This window comes from Streptomyces sp. NPDC003300 (assembly GCF_040610915.1).
Lineage (GTDB): Bacteria > Actinomycetota > Actinomycetes > Streptomycetales > Streptomycetaceae > Actinacidiphila.
Window position 1 is genome coordinate 158,914 of the sequence record NZ_JBEXNE010000004.1, and the last position, 16,546, is coordinate 175,459.

A 16,546-nucleotide genomic window follows, 5' to 3' on the forward strand; every position below is an offset into this window, starting at 1 on the left:
GTCAAGCCGTTATGGCTGCTGGGTTGGGAGACATGGCGTCGGCTCTGGGCCGATGACGACGGCGAGGTAGCGGAACTCGCCCCGAGGTCCGTCTTGCAGTGAGTACGGCTGCCAGTTGAGGAAGTAGGAGCCGCGCAGGTTCCGTGTGTTTCGCGGATAGTCACCGCCGCCCCAGAGGAGTTGGTTCGAAAGGGTGCGGCCCTCGTGGAGGCGGAAGTCGCGGTCCCGGCTGTTGCCCTGCTTCGGCGGCGTCCACAGGCTGGCTTCGTTGGTGATGAGGAGGGCCAGGCCGTTCTGGTCAGGGCGGTTGCCGAAGCGCTCCAGACGGGCGATGTCGGAGACGAAGCCTAGGCGGGCCAGGTCGGTGGCTGAGTGAGACCTCAGCGCGTACTGCTCCTGGTCAGGCGCAGCCGAACCCGACCACTCCACCGTGCGGTACTTGAACTCGGTGGCCGTGCAGGCCGCAGGGCCGATGCACAGCAGGTCGAGGTACTCGGCGCCGGGCGCGTCCGGGGCGTTCTGGCGGACCTCCAGCCTGGACTGGATCTTGGGGGCCAGTTCCCACAGCACGCGCGCGAAGCTGTGCTGGAGGTCCGCCTCTGAGCGGAACACTGGACGGTCCTGCTGGAGCCGGGGCATGACCTCGGGCAGCGATACCTCACCGGCGATGAGGGGCCCGGAGATCGCCATGGGCACCAACTGCTCTTCCGCTGATCTGTCCTGCATGGTGTGCTTCCCCCCGGCCGACAATCCGTGGGGCGACCGTAGCGCCGTTGCCGGGGCCGCTCCAGGCGTTCCGCCCAGCCGGGCCGCTCCTGCCCGGGAGCCGGCTGACGAGTTTGGCTCCCAAATGGCTCCCAAGACGCCCCCGGGAACGACTCAGGGCCCCGTCCTCAGTGAGGATCAGGGCCCTGACCTGCTGCTATACCGTCGGGGTGGCGGGATTTGAACCCACGGCCTCTTCGTCCCGAAGCAGTCTGGGCAACCTCACGACGAGCGGTTGTATCCGGCTGACCTGTGTTAAGCGTCCACGGGAGTCCGGGAGCGTCCACTGACGTCTACGGTCGTTGTAGCGCAGTTAGACACTCAGTCGGCAGTGAAGGTTGAGAGCGGAGACGTTAGGAACCCACCCGAGTCGCCCTTGCCGACAGGCGCAAGCACTCGGGTCGGTGCAAGTGCTCTGACCGGACACCTCGGACGCCTTACTTCGACGCTGTCCCGTGGGACCTTGCAGTTCAGACACCTGACCGGACAGTCGGACAGGCTGCACAGATGTCCATCGCGCAGCGATTGTCTCCGACTGGGGCACCCGGTGGAACCCAACTTGCTTCCTTGGCCGCCCTACATCCTGATGAGAGGCTGGGCCATGGCGCCGTAGAGATCGAATGTTTTCTGTAGTAACGCTGCAAGGTCTCGCGCTGGCCACTATCATGGAAATGTGCACCCCTTCCCTGAGTCCCTAATAAAGCAGCTTAAGATCTCAGAATCCATTTTGGCAGAGGCCGACTCATTCAGATCGCTGCTGCCGGAAGAGCCATCGTGGGACGCTATTAAGAAAAACTGCGGGAAATACACGAAGTGGATAATTGGACAGCTTAGAGCCGGTCTAGTTGTGCTTCGAGAGGAGGTCATGCCGTCTCGAAAAGTTGGGCACGGGATTCGACCACTGGCCTTCTGGGGGCCGACGGAGAGGGTAGTTTATCGGGCGATCGTTGAATATATCATGCGCGACGAGAAACCCTTGCAGCGCGACGCCAATGCATACCTGTCGTTCGTGCAAGCTCCAATCGACTACGCATGGTCGGCTGGTGGCTCGGGTTTCCTTACCGTGGGAGACTCCCCCGTCAAGCATGTCGTCAAGAGTGACATAACTGCTTTCTACCAGTACATTGATCACGATATTCTTGCGCGAGAATTGCTAGCCAGGACTGGGAAACACGAGGCGATTCGATCGCTAATGGAGATTTTGCAAGAATGTCAGGGTAGGAAATTTGGGATACCGCAACTACTGGATGCCTCGGATGTCTTGTCGGAAGCGTATGCGGATATAATCGAACGCGATCTACTGCGTCAAGGGTTCCCGACATGGAGATTCAATGATGATTTCAGAATTGCGTGCGAAAGTTATGAACACGCTCTTGATGCAATTGAAGCTTTGGATAGATCGTCGCGCTCCGTTGGTTTGACTCTCGGGGAGCATAAGACGGTGACTCCGACTTTTTTCGGGTACGCCTTTGAAGTGTTTGGGTTGAGCGTATCTGACCTCATCCCGCGCCCCGGTGAAGGAGAGCCAGAGTTTACAGTCATGGACTATATGGAAGAGGCGCTAGAAGAGGACGTGGAGGAGGCTGAATCTGTACTTTCGAACTCTGGAGTTAGCTCGAATGCTGCGGAGGACCCTCCCGGATGGATAGATTTGCGGTCTGCTTCGGCAGCAGATGTACGCAAAATACGTCGCGCAATCAACGGCATCTCGCGAGGAGGGAGCGACGCGGCAATCGACCGCGCACAAAGTCTAGTCACCTACTTGCCCTCGCTGACTCCAACAGTCACCCGTTACTTGATCTCACGGTTCAGTGCACAACCGGTTAGGGTTTCAGCATGCATTGATAGTGTGTTGGAACATGTTTTTCTATCTGACTGGCAAAAACTGTGGATGGCTCATGCCGTTCGAGAGTGCAAGCTTCTTAGTGGCTCGTCTCCAGGTAATCACGAGGGAAGACGTCAACTTTTCACTGAAATTTTTTATTCTGATCGCAGCCCAGTGCTCAGAGCAGAAATCGGTCTTGCACTAGCGCAGGAGTCACATTTGGAGATCTCTGCCCTCGATGCACAGTTCCGTAGAGCTCCGGGCGTGCTGGGGACGTGGTATCTAGCAGCAGTTGCACATCTGGGGCCCGGCAACGCTGGTACGGCGCAAGCTAGACAGTTTCAAGCAATGCGAGATTCCGTAGATCTTGCCAAGTTCATTTTGTAGAGGCGATATGAATCTGCGTCGAGTTCCACGTCAGCTTACGGAGGATAGTGTCATATCCATGCGAGCAACGTGTGCCAACTATTTGCGTGAGTCATCCTCGCCGTTGAGTTACGGGCGCTTTATGTCGACCCACATGGTGAGTGACGTTACGAGTGATAGTGGCGCTCAGTCTGCGTACTTGCGAATCGTAGGAATTTCGGAGTCTTACGTAGACGCGCTTTTCGCTGAAGTTTTGAGGGAGAGGCTGCCTGGCCACTCTGATATCGCGCGTACTGCGCTCGCCGAAATTGAGATGCAAGCATCACTCACGTGGCAAAATCGCGAAGATGCTTTTGCTAATTATTTCGGTGTAAATATTCGAAGCGGATTCTCTGATTTTCACAGTGCAGTTGACGTGCGAAATATAATTGCACATGGATTGGGAAGGGTGACGCCGAAGCTGTTTGACAAGCCCGGATTGCGCAGCAAGCTAAAAGGGGTGGATGTTGCAGTTAGGGACAGGCGAATTATTATCGGAGATCGAAGCGTGGTAAAATGCGAAGAAGTCTGCCGATTCTTTGTCACCACTCTAGATTCGAGATTGTAATTTCTGCTTGCGGGTGGTCGACGTAATTCCTAGTGCTCACGGCTCTTGCGATTGGCTTAGGTAAGGCGGCTCGTAAATTGCTCATTGCGCAGGCGATCAAATGCGAGTTTTGCGGTAACGCTAACGTGTGGATCAACAATGAAGCCTTGCTTGGGGTAGATGAGTAGGCGTTGCAGGGCCCCTACCATCATGTCGATGACCAAATTTTCGTCTTGGATAGTGGTCACGTACTCGTCGTAGCTCACCGATGCGGATTCGCAGACGCACTCGACGGACGGCCAGATTTTCCGGGCAGTGGCGTAGGCGCGGCGCTCTTCGTACGGCTTGCTGATCAGTAGGACTGAGGTGACGTCCACGCCGGCGGCTTGCAGGAGCTCTCGCGAGAAGGTGATGTTCTCGCCCGTGTTGCGGGCTCGGGGTTCTACGAGGATCGCGGAGTCTGGGACGCCGAGTTCCAGGGCGCGTTCGCGGTAGTGGGCTGCCTCGCCGCGCGGCATCTTCGCTTCGGTCGTGCGGCTGGTGGCGCCGGTCATGACGATCAGGGGGGCGAAGCCGCGGTGGTACATGTCGGCTGCGGTGTCCGCGACGCCGAGATCGTGACTGCCCAGGGCGATGGACACCGAGCAGGGGCGCGGCTCGTGGTGCATCTGGAGGTAGTCCCAGAGGATCAGAGCGTCTGCGCGGACTTCCGGTGAGAGGGTCACGCGGGGTCTCCATCCTGGGCTGAGTCGGGCACCTTGAAGTCGTATTCCCAGGCGAAGCGGGATGCGGCATGGACGCCAAGGGCGAACTCCACGACAGTGCCATCTGCCGTGTACGTGGTGCGGTGCAGCTCTACGACGGGCTCACCGGTCGGCAGCTTCAACAGGTCCACCTCGTCCGGGGTGGGCATACGGGCGAAGATCCGCTCTCGCATGTGGTCGATCTCGTATCCCGCGTCGTACAGCACGCGGAAGCCGCCGCCGCGGCCGGCGGGCCCCGGAGTTGGATCAACGATGCGCGTGCCCTCGACGTGCTCGGGGCGGTAGTAGCTCGTCAGGGTGTGGGTCGGTTGGTCACCTTCCTTGACGAGCCGCGCTCGGGCGTAGACCTGGGCACCCTCCGGAAGCCCGAGGGCGTTGGTGACGAGCGCACTGCCCTCAATCCGACTCACGGTCTGGGTCTGCTCGCCGCGGTGGTACGGCCGGCCGGAGGCCACGCGGTCCGCGATGAACGCCACCTCGTCCCCGTCACGCCACTTGGCCTTGTCATAGCGCGCGATGCCGAGTCGCTTCAACGGCGTCTGCTGACGTACGACCGTGCCGTGCCCGCGTGATGACGTGACGAGCCCTTCCGCTTCCAGCGCCTTGTACGCCATGTGCACGGTCGACTTGGAGCCCTCACCTGCTTCCACCAGCGTGCGGATGTGCGGCAGCGGCTGACCAGGCTTGTAGTCGCCGTTCCGGATCTCCTCGGCAAGACGGTCCGCGAGTTCTCGCCACTTCGACGCCATCGCGCCTCCTCTCAAGACGTCCAGTCAAACATAGTCCCAGGACTGTTGACAGTCCTGGGACTGCGGTGCATTCTCTTCTCAAGCGGTTCGCAGTCCTGGGACTGTGAATCAAGTGGCCTTGTTTGTGCTGCTCAGGCGCCCGGAGGGCCGTGTAAGCGGTCCGAAGGAAGCGCTCGTTCCTTGAGAACTGAATCGCACGGTGCCTGGCAAGCAGACCGTGCACGCACCAGTGGTTTTGGTCCCGCCGCCGCAGTTCAGCGGCGGCGGTGGCCATGGCCACTCGTCATCGACGTATGGCTGTCGCGCCTGCCGTTCGGATCGGCGCGGTCTGCTTGCACACCTATTCGCCGCGGTGGCTGGACTCCCCAGCAAGGTCGCCCGCTGCCGCGGCTCTCCCCGCTCCACCGATTAACAGGAGAGCTGTATGCGCTCGTACATCGGCCATCATCAGGCCGTCAGTGAGCACGACTTCGTAGAACTGGCCCTCGGCACCCCGGTCGAACTGTGGCTCGGGGTCGAGGGCGAAGACAAGGAAGAGCGCGCCGCCCGGCTGGCGGCGGCCCGCGACATCCTCGCCGACGATCCCACCCTGCCGGACCGCGTGAGCCAGGTCGCCGCCGAGGCAATCGAGGCGTACGCCCCGGAGCTCTTCGGCATCATCCCGTTGCCGCGGCCCACCTCGCGGCGTCGGTTGGGCCGGAAGGGAGCGGCGGCATGAACGCCCCTGACCGGCCCAGCGCGGAAGCGGATCGCGTGAACGCGAACCTCGACGCCGCACGGGCCGACGTGAAAGCCGAGATTGCCCGGACGGACAACAAGGTCTCACTGCTGCTGGCGTTCGTCGGAGCCTTGCTGGCAGGGGTGTGGACGGTCGCCACCGGTCGCCACTTTCCCATGGGGGCGATCGTGTTCGGCCTCGCCGGTGTGGCTGTGCTGCTGACGGTGGCCGGGCTGCTGTTGTGGGCGGTCCGGCCGAACCTGGGCAGTGGCCGACCAGTCGGTTTCCCGCTGTGGGCGACCCTCACCCCGGACGAAGTCCGCATGTCGCTCGCGCGGGATGACCGGCCCGAGCATGTGGCGGCGCTGTCGCGGATCGCGGTCGCCAAATTCGTTTGCCTGCGGCGCGCGGTCGATCTGACCTGCTTCGCCGGCGCGCTGCTGGTCATCGCCGCCCTGATCATGCTTGGGGGTGCGGCATGAACCGCACTGCCAAAGCCCTGCTGATTGCGGCACTCGTGGTCGTGGTCGGGATGGCGTTCCGGGTTTCCTGGAACGCGCAACGCGATGTCGCCCGCGCCGTGGGCGCCGACCACGCCGCGGCGCTGCTTTACCCGTTCGTGGTCGATGGCCTGATGGCCCTCGCCCTGGTCGCCACGCTCGTACTGACCGGTGCTGACCGGCGGTTCGCGCTTCGCGTGCTTGCCGGATACACGGTCGCCTCGCTCGTCCTGAACTACGTGCACGGGCTCGTTCCCGCACTGCACACCGCTGCGGCGAGTCGGATGCACCTGGCCGACTGGGCGCCCGCGAACTGGACGCTCGTTCTGCTTGCCACGTCGCTGCCGGTCGGCTCGATCTTCTTCGGGTCGGATCTGGTGGCGAAGGTTCTGCACCACCGACCGGCGCCGGTCGCAGATCAGGATCATTCATTTGTCTCTACTGCAAATCGGTTGGGGTCTGACCTGGGCAAGTCGGCGTCGCCGGTAGTACCCGCTACGCCCGTTCCGGCTGGGCTGGAGTCGCCCAAGTCGGAGCCGATTGAGTCGGCTCCGGTCGCTGCCGCTGTCTCGACTGGGAGTGGCCCGCGTCGGGCAACCGGTCGGGTGCCGCAGTCGGCTCGTACGCCCCGACCGAGTCGCACTCCGGAACAACTGCTGAGCGAGGCGCGGGCGGTCACCGCTGAATGGGACGACGCTGCGCTGACCGGTGAGGCGATCCGTAAGGCGGTCCGTACGTCAGCAGCCAACGGCCGCACGCTGCGGGACGTGTTGCGCGCTGAGCGGTCCGAGGGCAACGACGCCGACGACGCTGAGGCGGCGGCCTGATGTCGCTGACCTTCGGCAAGTGCTACGACCCGACCGGCGCCACGTGGGGAATCCCCACCTACCCATGGCGCCTGGCCCCGGACGGCATGGCGACGCGCCGGCAGCTTCGTGCCCGCGGCTTACGGCCGGGTGGTCAACCGATAGCAGCCCAGGTCATGCGCCGTTCCCGCCGCCGCAAGTCCGGCTCCGCGGTGGCGTATCTGTACCGCGTGGACCTGGCAAAGCCGGTCCGTCCGATGACTCCGGGCAAGTGGGCCGCGCACGCCGCGGCGATGCTCGCCCGCCGCACCTGTCCACAGTGCCGCACCGACGCCGGATACGTCATCCCGACCTCGCTCGGCTGCTGCGTGTCCTGCGCGTACCCCGAGGAACAGCGCGCCGCTTGACCAGCACAAGGGCCCGGCCGTTCACCGACCAAAGCGCCGGCCGGGCCCCGACTCCCCATCCGAGAAGAGGAGTACGGCAATCGTGTCTGACATCAACATCCCTGACCAGCCTGAACCCCCGGACCACGGGGGCGCCGAGGTGGTCGACATCCTGACCAAGCGCGCCGCCCCTGCCGGTACGGCCACGGTCGAGCGGGACCCGGAAGCTGTCGTAATGGTCGACGGTCCCCAGCCCACCGGGCCGGGCTTCCTCGCCCGCGCCATGGGCGCAAAGCGGCACGACCTGTTGCCGGCGTGGCTCACTTCCCGTACGGAGTTCGCCACTGCTGCGAAGTGGGCCGGTGGCTACAGCGCTCACCTCGCCGGGTATCACGCGTTGCGCGTCCTGCCGTACGCCGGTCGGCTCGCGCTGCGGGCGCCGGCGGGTGCCGCGAAGTTCATCAACGGGACCATGCGATGGGTCAGCGACGCCGAAGGCATGCCGGTCCGCGCGGACGCCGTGCTGCGCGAAGATGCGGGGGACTACCTCAAGCTGTCGCGGCAGCGAGACAACCGCGTCAAGCTGCGCAGCATCCTGTTCGGTCTGGCCTGCTTGATCGGGTTGCCCACGGCGCTCGCGCTGTGGATTCTGGCTCCGACGTGGCTGCTCGCGGTCGCAGGTACGGCGGTCACGCTGGCGCTCGGCTGGTACGGCACCCCGTCCGACCGGCCGATCGTCACGCACGCCGTGGACGTACCGGACACACCCAAGCTCACCGGCGACATGGTGCTGACCGCACTGGCGTCGCTGGGCATCGCGCCGGTCAATCAGGCCGTTGCCAAGGGCGGTCGGGCGCTGGTGTCTACTGCCCCGATCACCCGCGACGGTCCCGGCTGGCGTGCCGAGGGCGACCTGCCGCTCGGTGTGACCGTCGCCGACGTCATCGACAAGCGCGACCGCCTCGCGTCAGCTCTGCGCCGGCCGCTGGGCACCGTGTGGCCCGAGGGCGACCCGGCCACCCACACCGGGCACCTGATCCTGTGGGTGGGGGACCAGGACATGAACAAGGCCAAACAGCCCGCGTGGCCGCTGGCCAAGTCCGGCAGCGTGGATCTGTTCAAGCCCGTCGGGTTCGGCACCGACCAGCGCGGACGGTGGGTGGAACTCACCATGATGTACATCGCCGGAATCATCGGCGCCATCCCGCGCATGGGCAAGACGTTCCTGCTCAGGCTGCTTCTGCTCATCGCCGCACTCGATCCGCGGGCGGAGCTGCACACGTACGACCTCAAGGGCACCGGCGACCTCGACACCGTGGGCGACGCGGTGGCTCACCGGCACCGCGCCGGCGAGGAGATCGAGGACATCGAGCACGCCATCGCCGACATGCGCGGACTCCGCGAGGAACTGCGGCGGCGGGCCAAGATGATCCGTTCCCTGCCGCGGGACATCTGCCCGGAGTCCAAGGTGACCAGCGAACTCGCCTCTAAGCGCAGCCTCGGGCTGCACCCGATCGTGGTCGGGGTGGACGAGTGCCAGGTCTGGTTCGAACACCCCACGTACGGGGCGGAGTTCGAGGAGATCTGCACCGATCTGGTCAAGCGTGGCCCTGCCACCGGCATCGTTCTGCTGCTCGCGACCCAGCGGCCGGACTCCAAGTCCCTGCCGACCGGCATCAGCGCGAACGCCTCGACGCGGTTCTGCATGAAGGTCATGGGCCAGATCGAGAACGACATGGTGCTCGGCACCGGCGCGTACAAGCGCGGCGTGCGGGCCACCATGTTCGCCTGGGCGGACAAGGGCATCCACTATTTCGTTGGAGAGGGCTCGGACGCCCGGATCGTCCGCAGCGTCTACGCGGACGCCGTGATCTCCGAGCGCATCGCCGCACGTGCCCGCGCCTCGCGGGACAAGGCCGGCACCCTGTCCGGTCACGCACTGGGGGAGAGCCCGGAGGCGGTCACCGGCCCGTCGTACGACCTGCTCGCCGACCTGCTCGCGGTCATCGCCCCGGACGAGACGAAGGTCTGGTCCGAGACCGTCGTCGCCCGCCTCGGGGAGCTGCGGCCGGACGTCTACGGCGGCTGGGAGCCCGACCAACTCGCCTACGTCCTCAAGCCGCACGGCATCACCACCGGCCAGGTCTGGGGCAAGACCGACGACGGCAAGGGCGCCAACCGCCGCGGCATCACCCGCGCCCACATCACCACCGCGATCGCGGAGCGTGACAAGAAGCGGGACGCGGGCTGACTCCGGAACGGCGCTAGGTCTAGCACCGGCACCCGCTAGACCTAGCGCCGCGCCTAGCGCCCCATCCGGCACCTGATCAGCCCGCTAGTTACTAGCGGGCCACCTGCTCAAACCCCGGAAACCTGCCCTGGAGGCACATTGTGACCCTCCCCGTCCTCGCTAGCGCCTTCCTCCTGCTCATCACCCTCGGTTACGCGGCCGTGTGTGCGGGCCAGCCGTTCGGACGCTGCCGCAAGTGCCGCGGCTTCGGCTTCGCCACCACCACCGACCGCAAGGGACGACCCAAGCGCGGCAGGCACTGCCGCCGCTGCGACGGCCACGGCATTCGCATACGCCGCGGACGCCACCTCTACAACCTCTACCGCCGCGCACACCAGCGCGGCACCACCCAACCCGCGGCCCCTGCCCGTCCGTTCGCTCCGAGCCAGGGAGACCGCCCGTGATCCTGTCCGTCTCCGCCGTACTGCTCTTCGGCACCGGCACCGCTCTGGCCCTCCGGTACAAGGCCACCTCGTTCGGCGCCGCGGTCGTGGTGTTCCTCTTCGGCTTCTACGCCGCCGCCACGGGCGCCGCTCAGCCCATCACCCAACTCGTCACCGCTGCCGCTCAGGCCGTTGGCCAGATGCGCTGAACCGAAGGGAGGCACCACCGTGAACGAGCCCAACTCGCCCATCGTGGCTCGGCACTGGCTCATCGCCGCCGCGCCCAAGGCAGCACCGGCCATCGCCACGTCCACCGTGCTGATCCTTGCTCGGATCTGGAACGCCAACGGTGCGCAGCACAGCGTCGGAGACGCGTCCGTGATGGGGCTGCTCGCCGCGGGCGCCGCCTTCGCGGGCAACGCCCTGGCCACCGGCGAACACGGCGAATCCACGTCCGCCGCGGTCGGCTTCACCGCGGCCGGCACCCTCGCCCTCGCGGGAGTGGCCGCCTACGCGGACGGCTTGCCTTTGCCGTTGCTGCTCTGGTCGGTGGCCACCGTGCTCAGCTACGTCCTGGCCCACCGGCACTGGCGCACCGACCGCCGCGAGACGACCGCGTACGAACGCGCCACCGAGGCACGGCGCGAGACACACCAGCACATCGAAACCGTCGAGGTCATCCGCGCCCGCGCGCAGGTCGAAACGGCCCGCGCCGGCGGTGAGTACGCCACCGCGCTGGCCGCGGCCCTCACCGCCCGCGCCACGCTGCCGGGCTTTGACCCGGCCGCGCTCAGCAAAGCAGGACTGCCGGAGCTCCCCAATGGCATGGGCAAGGAGGGATGGTGAGGTTCTACCTGACGACGCACAAGCGGCGTTGGGTGGAGGCCACCAGCGTCCCGCTGTTCCTGAAGTACGAGCACTTCGGGGTAGGCACTGCCCGAAGCATGCCGCGGGCGATAGGCCCGTACGCCATCGACTCCGGCGGGTTCACAATCCTTCAGCGGTTCGGTCGCTGGACCATCGAGCCGCAGCGGTACGTCGATGATCTCCGTCTCATCCGCGAACAGGTCGGCCCATTTGGATGGGCCGCACCGCAGGACTGGATGTGTGAACCCGCGATCATCCACGGCGGGACCTTTGGCGGGCAGACCTTCGCCGGCACCGGTCTGAGCGTCGTTGAGCACCAGCGCCGCACTGTCGGAAACTATCTGCTGCTGAAGGAACTCGCCCCGGAGTTGCCGATCATCCCGGTAGTGCAGGGATGGGAGCTCCCAGATTACGAACGCTGCGTCGGCCTCTACGCACGCGAGGGCGTAGACCTGACTCGCGAACCGGTCGTTGGCTTGGGTTCAGTCTGTCGTCGGCAGTCCACCGCTGAGGGCGCCGCCATCGTCACCACACTTGCCGCCCAGGGCCTCAAACTGCACGGCTTCGGCTTCAAGACTCTCGGACTGGCCAAGGTCGGGCACCTCATGGCCTCCGCCGACTCTGCCGCGTGGTCGTATCACGCGCGCCGCCGGCCGCCCATGCCTGGCCACACCACCCATAAGAACTGCGCGAACTGCCTGCCTTACGCCCTGAACTGGCGTGACCGGACGCTGGCAGCCCTGCCGCCCTGGCATCAACCCGGCCTCGGCACTTAGCTACGCCGCGGCGGCGGGACTCCCCAGCAAGGTCGCCCGCCGCCGCGGTTCTCCCCGCCCGTCCGAAGACCGACAGGAGAACCCCAGAATGCCCTATCCCGAACGCGCCGCGCTGATCGCCGCGGCACTTGAGACTGCCGCTCGCGGGTGGCCTGTCTTTCCGCTCCGCCCTGGTGACAAGCCGCCCGCCCTGCACGGTGAGCGCCGCTGCCCTGGCACTGGAGAGTGCGTCGGTGGTCACCGGAAGTTCGAGCAGCGCGCCACCACGGATCCCGCTCGTATCGAGAGGTGCTGGGTGGCAGGACCGTTCAACGTCGGGGTTGCCACCGGGCCGGCCGGGCTTCTGGTGGTGGATCTCGACACACTCAAGCCGAAGGACAGTCCGGACGCGCCTGATGGCGCGACCGCCTTTGCGGCGCTCTGCGAGCGCGCCGGTCAGTCGGTGCCGACGACTCGACGTATCCGGACTCCCAGCGGCGGGGAGCACTTGTACTTCGCCACGCCGCGGGGAATTCGGCTGCCGAGCAGCAAAGGCAGGCTCGCGCAGAAGATCGATACTCGGGCGTGGGGCGGATATGTCGTCGCGCCCGGAAGCCTGACGGCACAAGGGGCGTACACGGTCGAGGAAGACGCGCCTATTGCAGACCTACCTGAATGGCTGCAAACCGCCCTGGCGCCCGCTCAGCGGCACGCAGGACGCATTTCTGTGGCCACCACAACCCGCGCAATCAACTATGCGGATACCGCGCTGGAGCGTGAACGCACCGAAGTGGCGACAGCGTTGGACGGAGGTCGCGAAGCGGCGCTTTTTCGGGCCGCCCGCGCCCTGGGGCGGTTCGTCGCGTGGGGCGACCTTCCGCGGCATGTGGTTGAGGAGGCTCTTCAGCAGGCGGGGGAGTCTGCGGGTCTGCCGCCGGCGCAGTGCCGCTCGACGCTGCGAAGCGCTTTGAACTGGTCGATCGGACACAACCCGCAGCGGAGGACAGCATGAGGTCCCCGCTGCCTCCCCGGCTGAAGAGCCTCCCCACCCTGCACCGACCCGCACACGCCGCTCCGAGCCGTACGTGGTCCGGACGTAGTGCGCTGAAGAACGTCGCCCGCCAGGGCGTCCCTTCTGCTCGGTGCCCTGACTTGCTGCCGCGCGATTACCGGATCGAAAGGAGGAGGGCGACGTGACCGGCCAGCCGATTCCCCCGCTGCACCTGTACTCGGTCCCCAGCGACCCACAACCGGCTGCGGTCCCGCCGCCGAAGAGGGAACGGCCCCGGACCGCGTGGACCGCCGATCAGCTTATGGACGCGCACTTCCCCGAGCCGAAGTGGGCGGTGCCCGGAATCCTCGCTGAAGGTGTGAGCCTGCTCGCCGGACCGCCGAAGGTGGGGAAGTCCTGGCTCTCGTTGGGACTTGCTCTCGCGGTCGCGGCCGGCGGGCAGGCTTTCGACTCCGTTCCCGTCGATGGTGGCCCGGTGCTGTACCTCGCTCTTGAGGACACGCCGCGGCGACTCCAGACCCGTATGGGCAAGCTCTTGGGCGGACAGAAAGCACCGGCCGGGCTCACGCTCGTCACCGAATGCCCGCCCTTCCCGCAAGGCGGGGTCGAGGCCATCGCGGGATGGCTGGACCGCAATCCGGATGCCCGCATGGTCGTGATTGACGTGTTCGCCAAGATGCGCGGTGCTTCGCCGCAAGGCGCTTCCGCGTACGACGCCGATTACGTCGCGGTCGGTCACGCCAAGCGCCTCGCCGACCACTACGGCATTGCGGTAGTGCTGGTGCACCACGTTCGCAAGATGGCGTCCGAGGACTTTCTGACGGAGGTCTCCGGGACCAACGGCATCGCGGGAGCCGCTGACGCCACGCTCGTACTCAAGCGGGCCCGCGGGCAGGCAGACGGCATTCTGCACGTCACCGGCCGCGATGTTGAGGAAGCCGAATACGCCCTGGCCTTCCAACAAGCCTCGGGTGCCTGGCACCTGTTGGACGGACCGGTGTCCGACCACACCATCGGTGACACTCGCGCCGCGATCCTGAAGCACGTACGGGCTCACCCCGGTGCGAAGCCCAAAGACATTGCCGCGGCAATGCCCGACGTCGACGCGGACACCGTGCGCCGCACCTGCTCGCGTATGGCCGACGCGGGCCAGCTCACTAGGGACGCCGGCGGGCGGTACTTCCCGGACACCGGCAGCCGGACGGCAGCCACTCCGGAGACGTCCGCGCTGTCCGACTGTCCGGTTGACCCCGCGGAGCAGCAGGAGCTCCCCGGACACGCCGAAGAGGAACTGTCCGGGCTGTCCGGTACCGGCGCGCTGAGGAGGACATCGTGACGCTTGCCATTCCGGAGCGCGGCTCACTCGGTGAACCGGTGCTCTACCGAGTGGAGGACATGCCGCGCATCATCCGGCTGAGCCGCAGCCGGATCTACGAGTTGATCCGTTCCGGTCGTCTTCGCACCGTGAAGGAAGGCCGCACTCGGCTGGTCCCGCAATCCGCCATCACTGAATATGTCGCGCTGTTGGAGCGCGAAGCACAGGGAGAGAAATGACCAAGCGTCGCGCTCATGGCGACGGTGGCCTGTACTGGAGCGAGAAGCGGCAGCGCTGGATTGCTGCCGCCTCGCTCGGCTACGACGCCCGGGGAAAGCGCATCATGCGTCGAGGCAGTGGTCGCACCAAGACCGAGGCGAAGAACAAGCTCAAGGAAGTCCTGCGGGATTACGAGGATGGCCTCGCCATCGCGCCCACCGGCTACACGGTCGCCAACGCTGTTGAGGACTGGCTCATGTTCGGACTGGCCGGGCGGGACAAGGCGACTCTGGACGCCTGTACCGGTCTCAGCCGGAACCACGTGATTCCGTCGCTCGGTGCCCGGAAGCTACGGGACCTGAGCGCGGAGGACGTGGACAAGTGGCTTGCTGAGAAGTCCAAGACGCTCAGTACAAGCACCTTGCAGGGCATCCGATCGTGCCTGAATCGCTCGGTCAAGCGGGCTATGGCGCGGGACAAGGTGAAGCGCAACGTCGTGGAGCTGTGCCAGATCCCCAAGGGCCAGCCCGGACGGCCCTCAAAGGCCCTAACGTTCGCCCAAGCCGAAGCCGTACTCACCGCAGCGGCTCGTACCCACATGCATGCGTACATCGTCGTCTCGCTGCTCACCGGCGCACGGACCGAGGAGCTGCGGGCACTCACCTGGGATCACGTCTTTCTGAAGGGAGACCCAACAGCGAATCCGCCGATCCCGCCCTACATGGCTGTGTGGCGCTCGGTGCGGGCCGGGGGAGACACCAAGACCAAGAAGTCCCGCCGCACGATTGCACTTCCACAACGCTGTGTGGAAGTGCTGTGGCGGCAGTGGGAAGACCAGGGCTGGGACCGCTTGGCCGCCGGCGAGAGCTGGGAGGAGCACGGGCTCGTCTTCGCGTCCGCGGTCGGCAAGGAACAGGATCCCTCCCACGTCCGCCGTGGCTTCCGGGCTGTGCTGAGCAAGGCGGAGGGTGTGGAGGCTGCCGACTGGACCCCTCGGGAGCTCCGACACAGCTTCGTCTCGCTGCTCTCTGACAACGGCGTCCCTCTGGAGGAGATCTCCCGGCTGGTCGGGCACTCCAGCACGACCGTCACGGAGGAGGTCTACCGAAAGCAGATCCGGCCGGTGATCCAGACCGGCGCCATCGCCATGGACCACATCTTCGGTAGTTCTTGCTGAGTGTTCGTAACAATGGGAAGTTTCAGCGCCCCGACGGAGCCTCCATGGGTTGCGGGTGCACCCTCTCGGCACTGGCCCAGAGGTCTTCGTATTTCTTCCGATACACCTCGGCAATGTCAGCGGAAGGAGCGATTACAGCCGTGAGGTGCCTGCCCACCCCGTTGACCGAGGACCCCAACAACTGCACCGAGCCATCTTCGCTCACGACACACCGGTCATGCAGAGATGGGTCCGCGGTGTGACGAAGCTCGACATCAGCGCCGTTCGGAATTGTCGCCAGAGCAACGGCAAGGAGTTGACGGTCCTTGCCTGAGCTCGGGTGGCGCGACGAAGTGAGGATCCGTCGAAGAGTTGTCGATTCGACCAGCCATTCCAGCGAGTAAGCGTGAAAGTAGGCGTCTACGAGCAGTCCTTGGCCAGCCTTCTGAAGACGTCGCGTGAGCTGGACGTAGACCATGGGATCTTCCGGGTCTAGTGCAATGTCTGCTACTTCAGGATCCAGGTCCTCGCCCGCCGAGCGTTCGTCGCTCTCGGCCCTGAGGACGGCTCTGCCGATCTTGGTCAGAGTTACTCCGTCGTCTCCTTTCTTGATCCACCCCACTTGGACCAGGTAATGCGCTACCGCCTCTGGCCTGCGCTTGACCTTCCCCTGCCCGTACAGCCCCGAGAACAGCGAGGTCCCGCCGAGGAACAACTGCTCTCGCTGCGCATCACGCGGTTGAGGCGCCTGTGCATAGCTGTCGATGTCAGCAAGAGAGAGTTGCTGGCCTTGGCTGGCTACTAGTTCGATGTACCAAAGCGTCCGCAGGATGTGATCTGAGACACGACTCATAGGAGGAGTGTCCCACCGACGACCCGCCGGCGAGTGACTCAACGATCGAGTCGGACAGCAGCTTGCGAACCCGTAGGCACTCACTTTGACACTCAGCACGAATCAGGGCCCCAGACTCATCGAGTCTGGGGCCCTGACCTGCTGCTATACCGTCGGGGTGGCGGGATTTGAACCCACGGCCTCTTCGTCCCGAACGAAGCGCGCTACCAAGCTGCGCCACACCCCGGTGCA

General features: G+C 65.2%; 18 protein-coding genes and 1 tRNA gene. 14 read left to right on the top strand and 5 right to left on the bottom strand.

Going from position 1 to position 16,546, the window contains the following annotated elements:
- Positions 1–9: 9 nt before the first annotated feature.
- Positions 10–726: a hypothetical protein gene (locus ABZX65_RS07815; RefSeq protein WP_355336064.1), complete on the bottom strand. Its 717-nt coding sequence runs from the start codon at positions 724–726 to the stop codon at positions 10–12.
- A gap of 766 nt (positions 727–1,492) precedes the next feature.
- Between ABZX65_RS07815 and ABZX65_RS07820 the strand changes: the two genes are divergently transcribed.
- A complete protein-coding gene (locus ABZX65_RS07820; RefSeq protein WP_355336066.1) occupies positions 1,493–2,977 on the top strand; it encodes an RNA-directed DNA polymerase in 1,485 nt (494 codons plus the stop codon).
- A gap of 642 nt (positions 2,978–3,619) precedes the next feature.
- Here the strand turns inward: ABZX65_RS07820 and ABZX65_RS07825 are convergent.
- Together ABZX65_RS07825 and ABZX65_RS07830 are read right to left on the bottom strand one after the other, a co-directional pair.
- Complete coding sequence (locus tag ABZX65_RS07825; protein ID WP_355336428.1) at positions 3,620–4,210, bottom strand: YdcF family protein; 591 nt, start codon at positions 4,208–4,210, stop codon at positions 3,620–3,622.
- A gap of 53 nt (positions 4,211–4,263) precedes the next feature.
- Positions 4,264–5,055 carry a GntR family transcriptional regulator gene (locus ABZX65_RS07830; RefSeq protein ID WP_355336068.1) on the bottom strand — a complete coding sequence of 264 codons (792 nt, stop codon included), beginning with the start codon at positions 5,053–5,055 and terminating at the stop codon, positions 4,264–4,266.
- Between the two features lie 424 nt (positions 5,056–5,479).
- On the opposite strand from ABZX65_RS07830, the gene ABZX65_RS07835 reads away from it, so the two are divergent.
- From ABZX65_RS07835 to ABZX65_RS07895, 13 genes are all read left to right on the top strand, one after another.
- Entirely contained in the window at positions 5,480–5,773 is a 294-nt protein-coding gene (locus ABZX65_RS07835; RefSeq protein WP_355336070.1) for a hypothetical protein, read from the top strand.
- Positions 5,770–6,255, top strand: coding sequence for a Pycsar system effector family protein (locus ABZX65_RS07840; RefSeq protein WP_355336072.1), 486 nt, complete (start codon positions 5,770–5,772; stop codon positions 6,253–6,255). Before ABZX65_RS07835 ends, ABZX65_RS07840 begins: the two co-directional genes overlap by 4 nt.
- The gene (locus tag ABZX65_RS07845; protein ID WP_355336074.1) at positions 6,252–7,100 is read left to right on the top strand and encodes a DUF2637 domain-containing protein; all 849 of its coding nucleotides are present in this window, start codon (positions 6,252–6,254) and stop codon (positions 7,098–7,100) included. The genes ABZX65_RS07840 and ABZX65_RS07845 overlap by 4 nt, the downstream gene beginning before the upstream one ends.
- Positions 7,100–7,486: an RRQRL motif-containing zinc-binding protein gene (locus ABZX65_RS07850; protein WP_355336076.1), complete on the top strand. Its 387-nt coding sequence runs from the start codon at positions 7,100–7,102 to the stop codon at positions 7,484–7,486. The genes ABZX65_RS07845 and ABZX65_RS07850 overlap by 1 nt, the downstream gene beginning before the upstream one ends.
- Positions 7,487–7,625: 139 nt before the next feature.
- Entirely contained in the window at positions 7,626–9,716 is a 2,091-nt protein-coding gene (locus ABZX65_RS07855; RefSeq protein ID WP_355336429.1) for a cell division protein FtsK, read from the top strand.
- Between the two features lie 140 nt (positions 9,717–9,856).
- The gene (locus ABZX65_RS07860; protein ID WP_355336078.1) at positions 9,857–10,159 is read left to right on the top strand and encodes a hypothetical protein; all 303 of its coding nucleotides are present in this window, start codon (positions 9,857–9,859) and stop codon (positions 10,157–10,159) included.
- Positions 10,156–10,347: a hypothetical protein gene (locus tag ABZX65_RS07865; RefSeq protein WP_355336080.1), complete on the top strand. Its 192-nt coding sequence runs from the start codon at positions 10,156–10,158 to the stop codon at positions 10,345–10,347. Before ABZX65_RS07860 ends, ABZX65_RS07865 begins: the two co-directional genes overlap by 4 nt.
- A gap of 19 nt (positions 10,348–10,366) precedes the next feature.
- The gene (locus tag ABZX65_RS07870; protein ID WP_355336082.1) at positions 10,367–10,984 is read left to right on the top strand and encodes a hypothetical protein; all 618 of its coding nucleotides are present in this window, start codon (positions 10,367–10,369) and stop codon (positions 10,982–10,984) included.
- On the top strand, positions 10,978–11,781 hold the full coding sequence (locus ABZX65_RS07875; RefSeq protein ID WP_355336084.1) for a hypothetical protein: 804 nt from the start codon (positions 10,978–10,980) through the stop codon (positions 11,779–11,781). Before ABZX65_RS07870 ends, ABZX65_RS07875 begins: the two co-directional genes overlap by 7 nt.
- Before the next feature lie 88 nt (positions 11,782–11,869).
- Entirely contained in the window at positions 11,870–12,772 is a 903-nt protein-coding gene (locus ABZX65_RS07880; RefSeq protein ID WP_355336086.1) for a bifunctional DNA primase/polymerase, read from the top strand.
- Between the two features lie 181 nt (positions 12,773–12,953).
- Positions 12,954–14,108: an AAA family ATPase gene (locus ABZX65_RS07885; protein WP_355336088.1), complete on the top strand. Its 1,155-nt coding sequence runs from the start codon at positions 12,954–12,956 to the stop codon at positions 14,106–14,108.
- Positions 14,105–14,326, top strand: coding sequence for a helix-turn-helix domain-containing protein (locus ABZX65_RS07890; protein ID WP_355336090.1), 222 nt, complete (start codon positions 14,105–14,107; stop codon positions 14,324–14,326). Before ABZX65_RS07885 ends, ABZX65_RS07890 begins: the two co-directional genes overlap by 4 nt.
- Positions 14,323–15,483, top strand: a complete 1,161-nt coding sequence (locus ABZX65_RS07895) for a site-specific integrase (protein WP_355336092.1) — start codon at positions 14,323–14,325, stop codon at positions 15,481–15,483. The genes ABZX65_RS07890 and ABZX65_RS07895 overlap by 4 nt, the downstream gene beginning before the upstream one ends.
- A 22-nt stretch (positions 15,484–15,505) precedes the next feature.
- Here the strand turns inward: ABZX65_RS07895 and ABZX65_RS07900 are convergent, their stop codons facing one another.
- Positions 15,506–16,315: a hypothetical protein gene (locus tag ABZX65_RS07900; protein ID WP_355336094.1), complete on the bottom strand. Its 810-nt coding sequence runs from the start codon at positions 16,313–16,315 to the stop codon at positions 15,506–15,508.
- 152 nt (positions 16,316–16,467) lie between these two features.
- Positions 16,468–16,541: transfer RNA gene (locus ABZX65_RS07905), tRNA-Pro, on the bottom strand.
- Positions 16,542–16,546 lie beyond the last annotated feature (5 nt).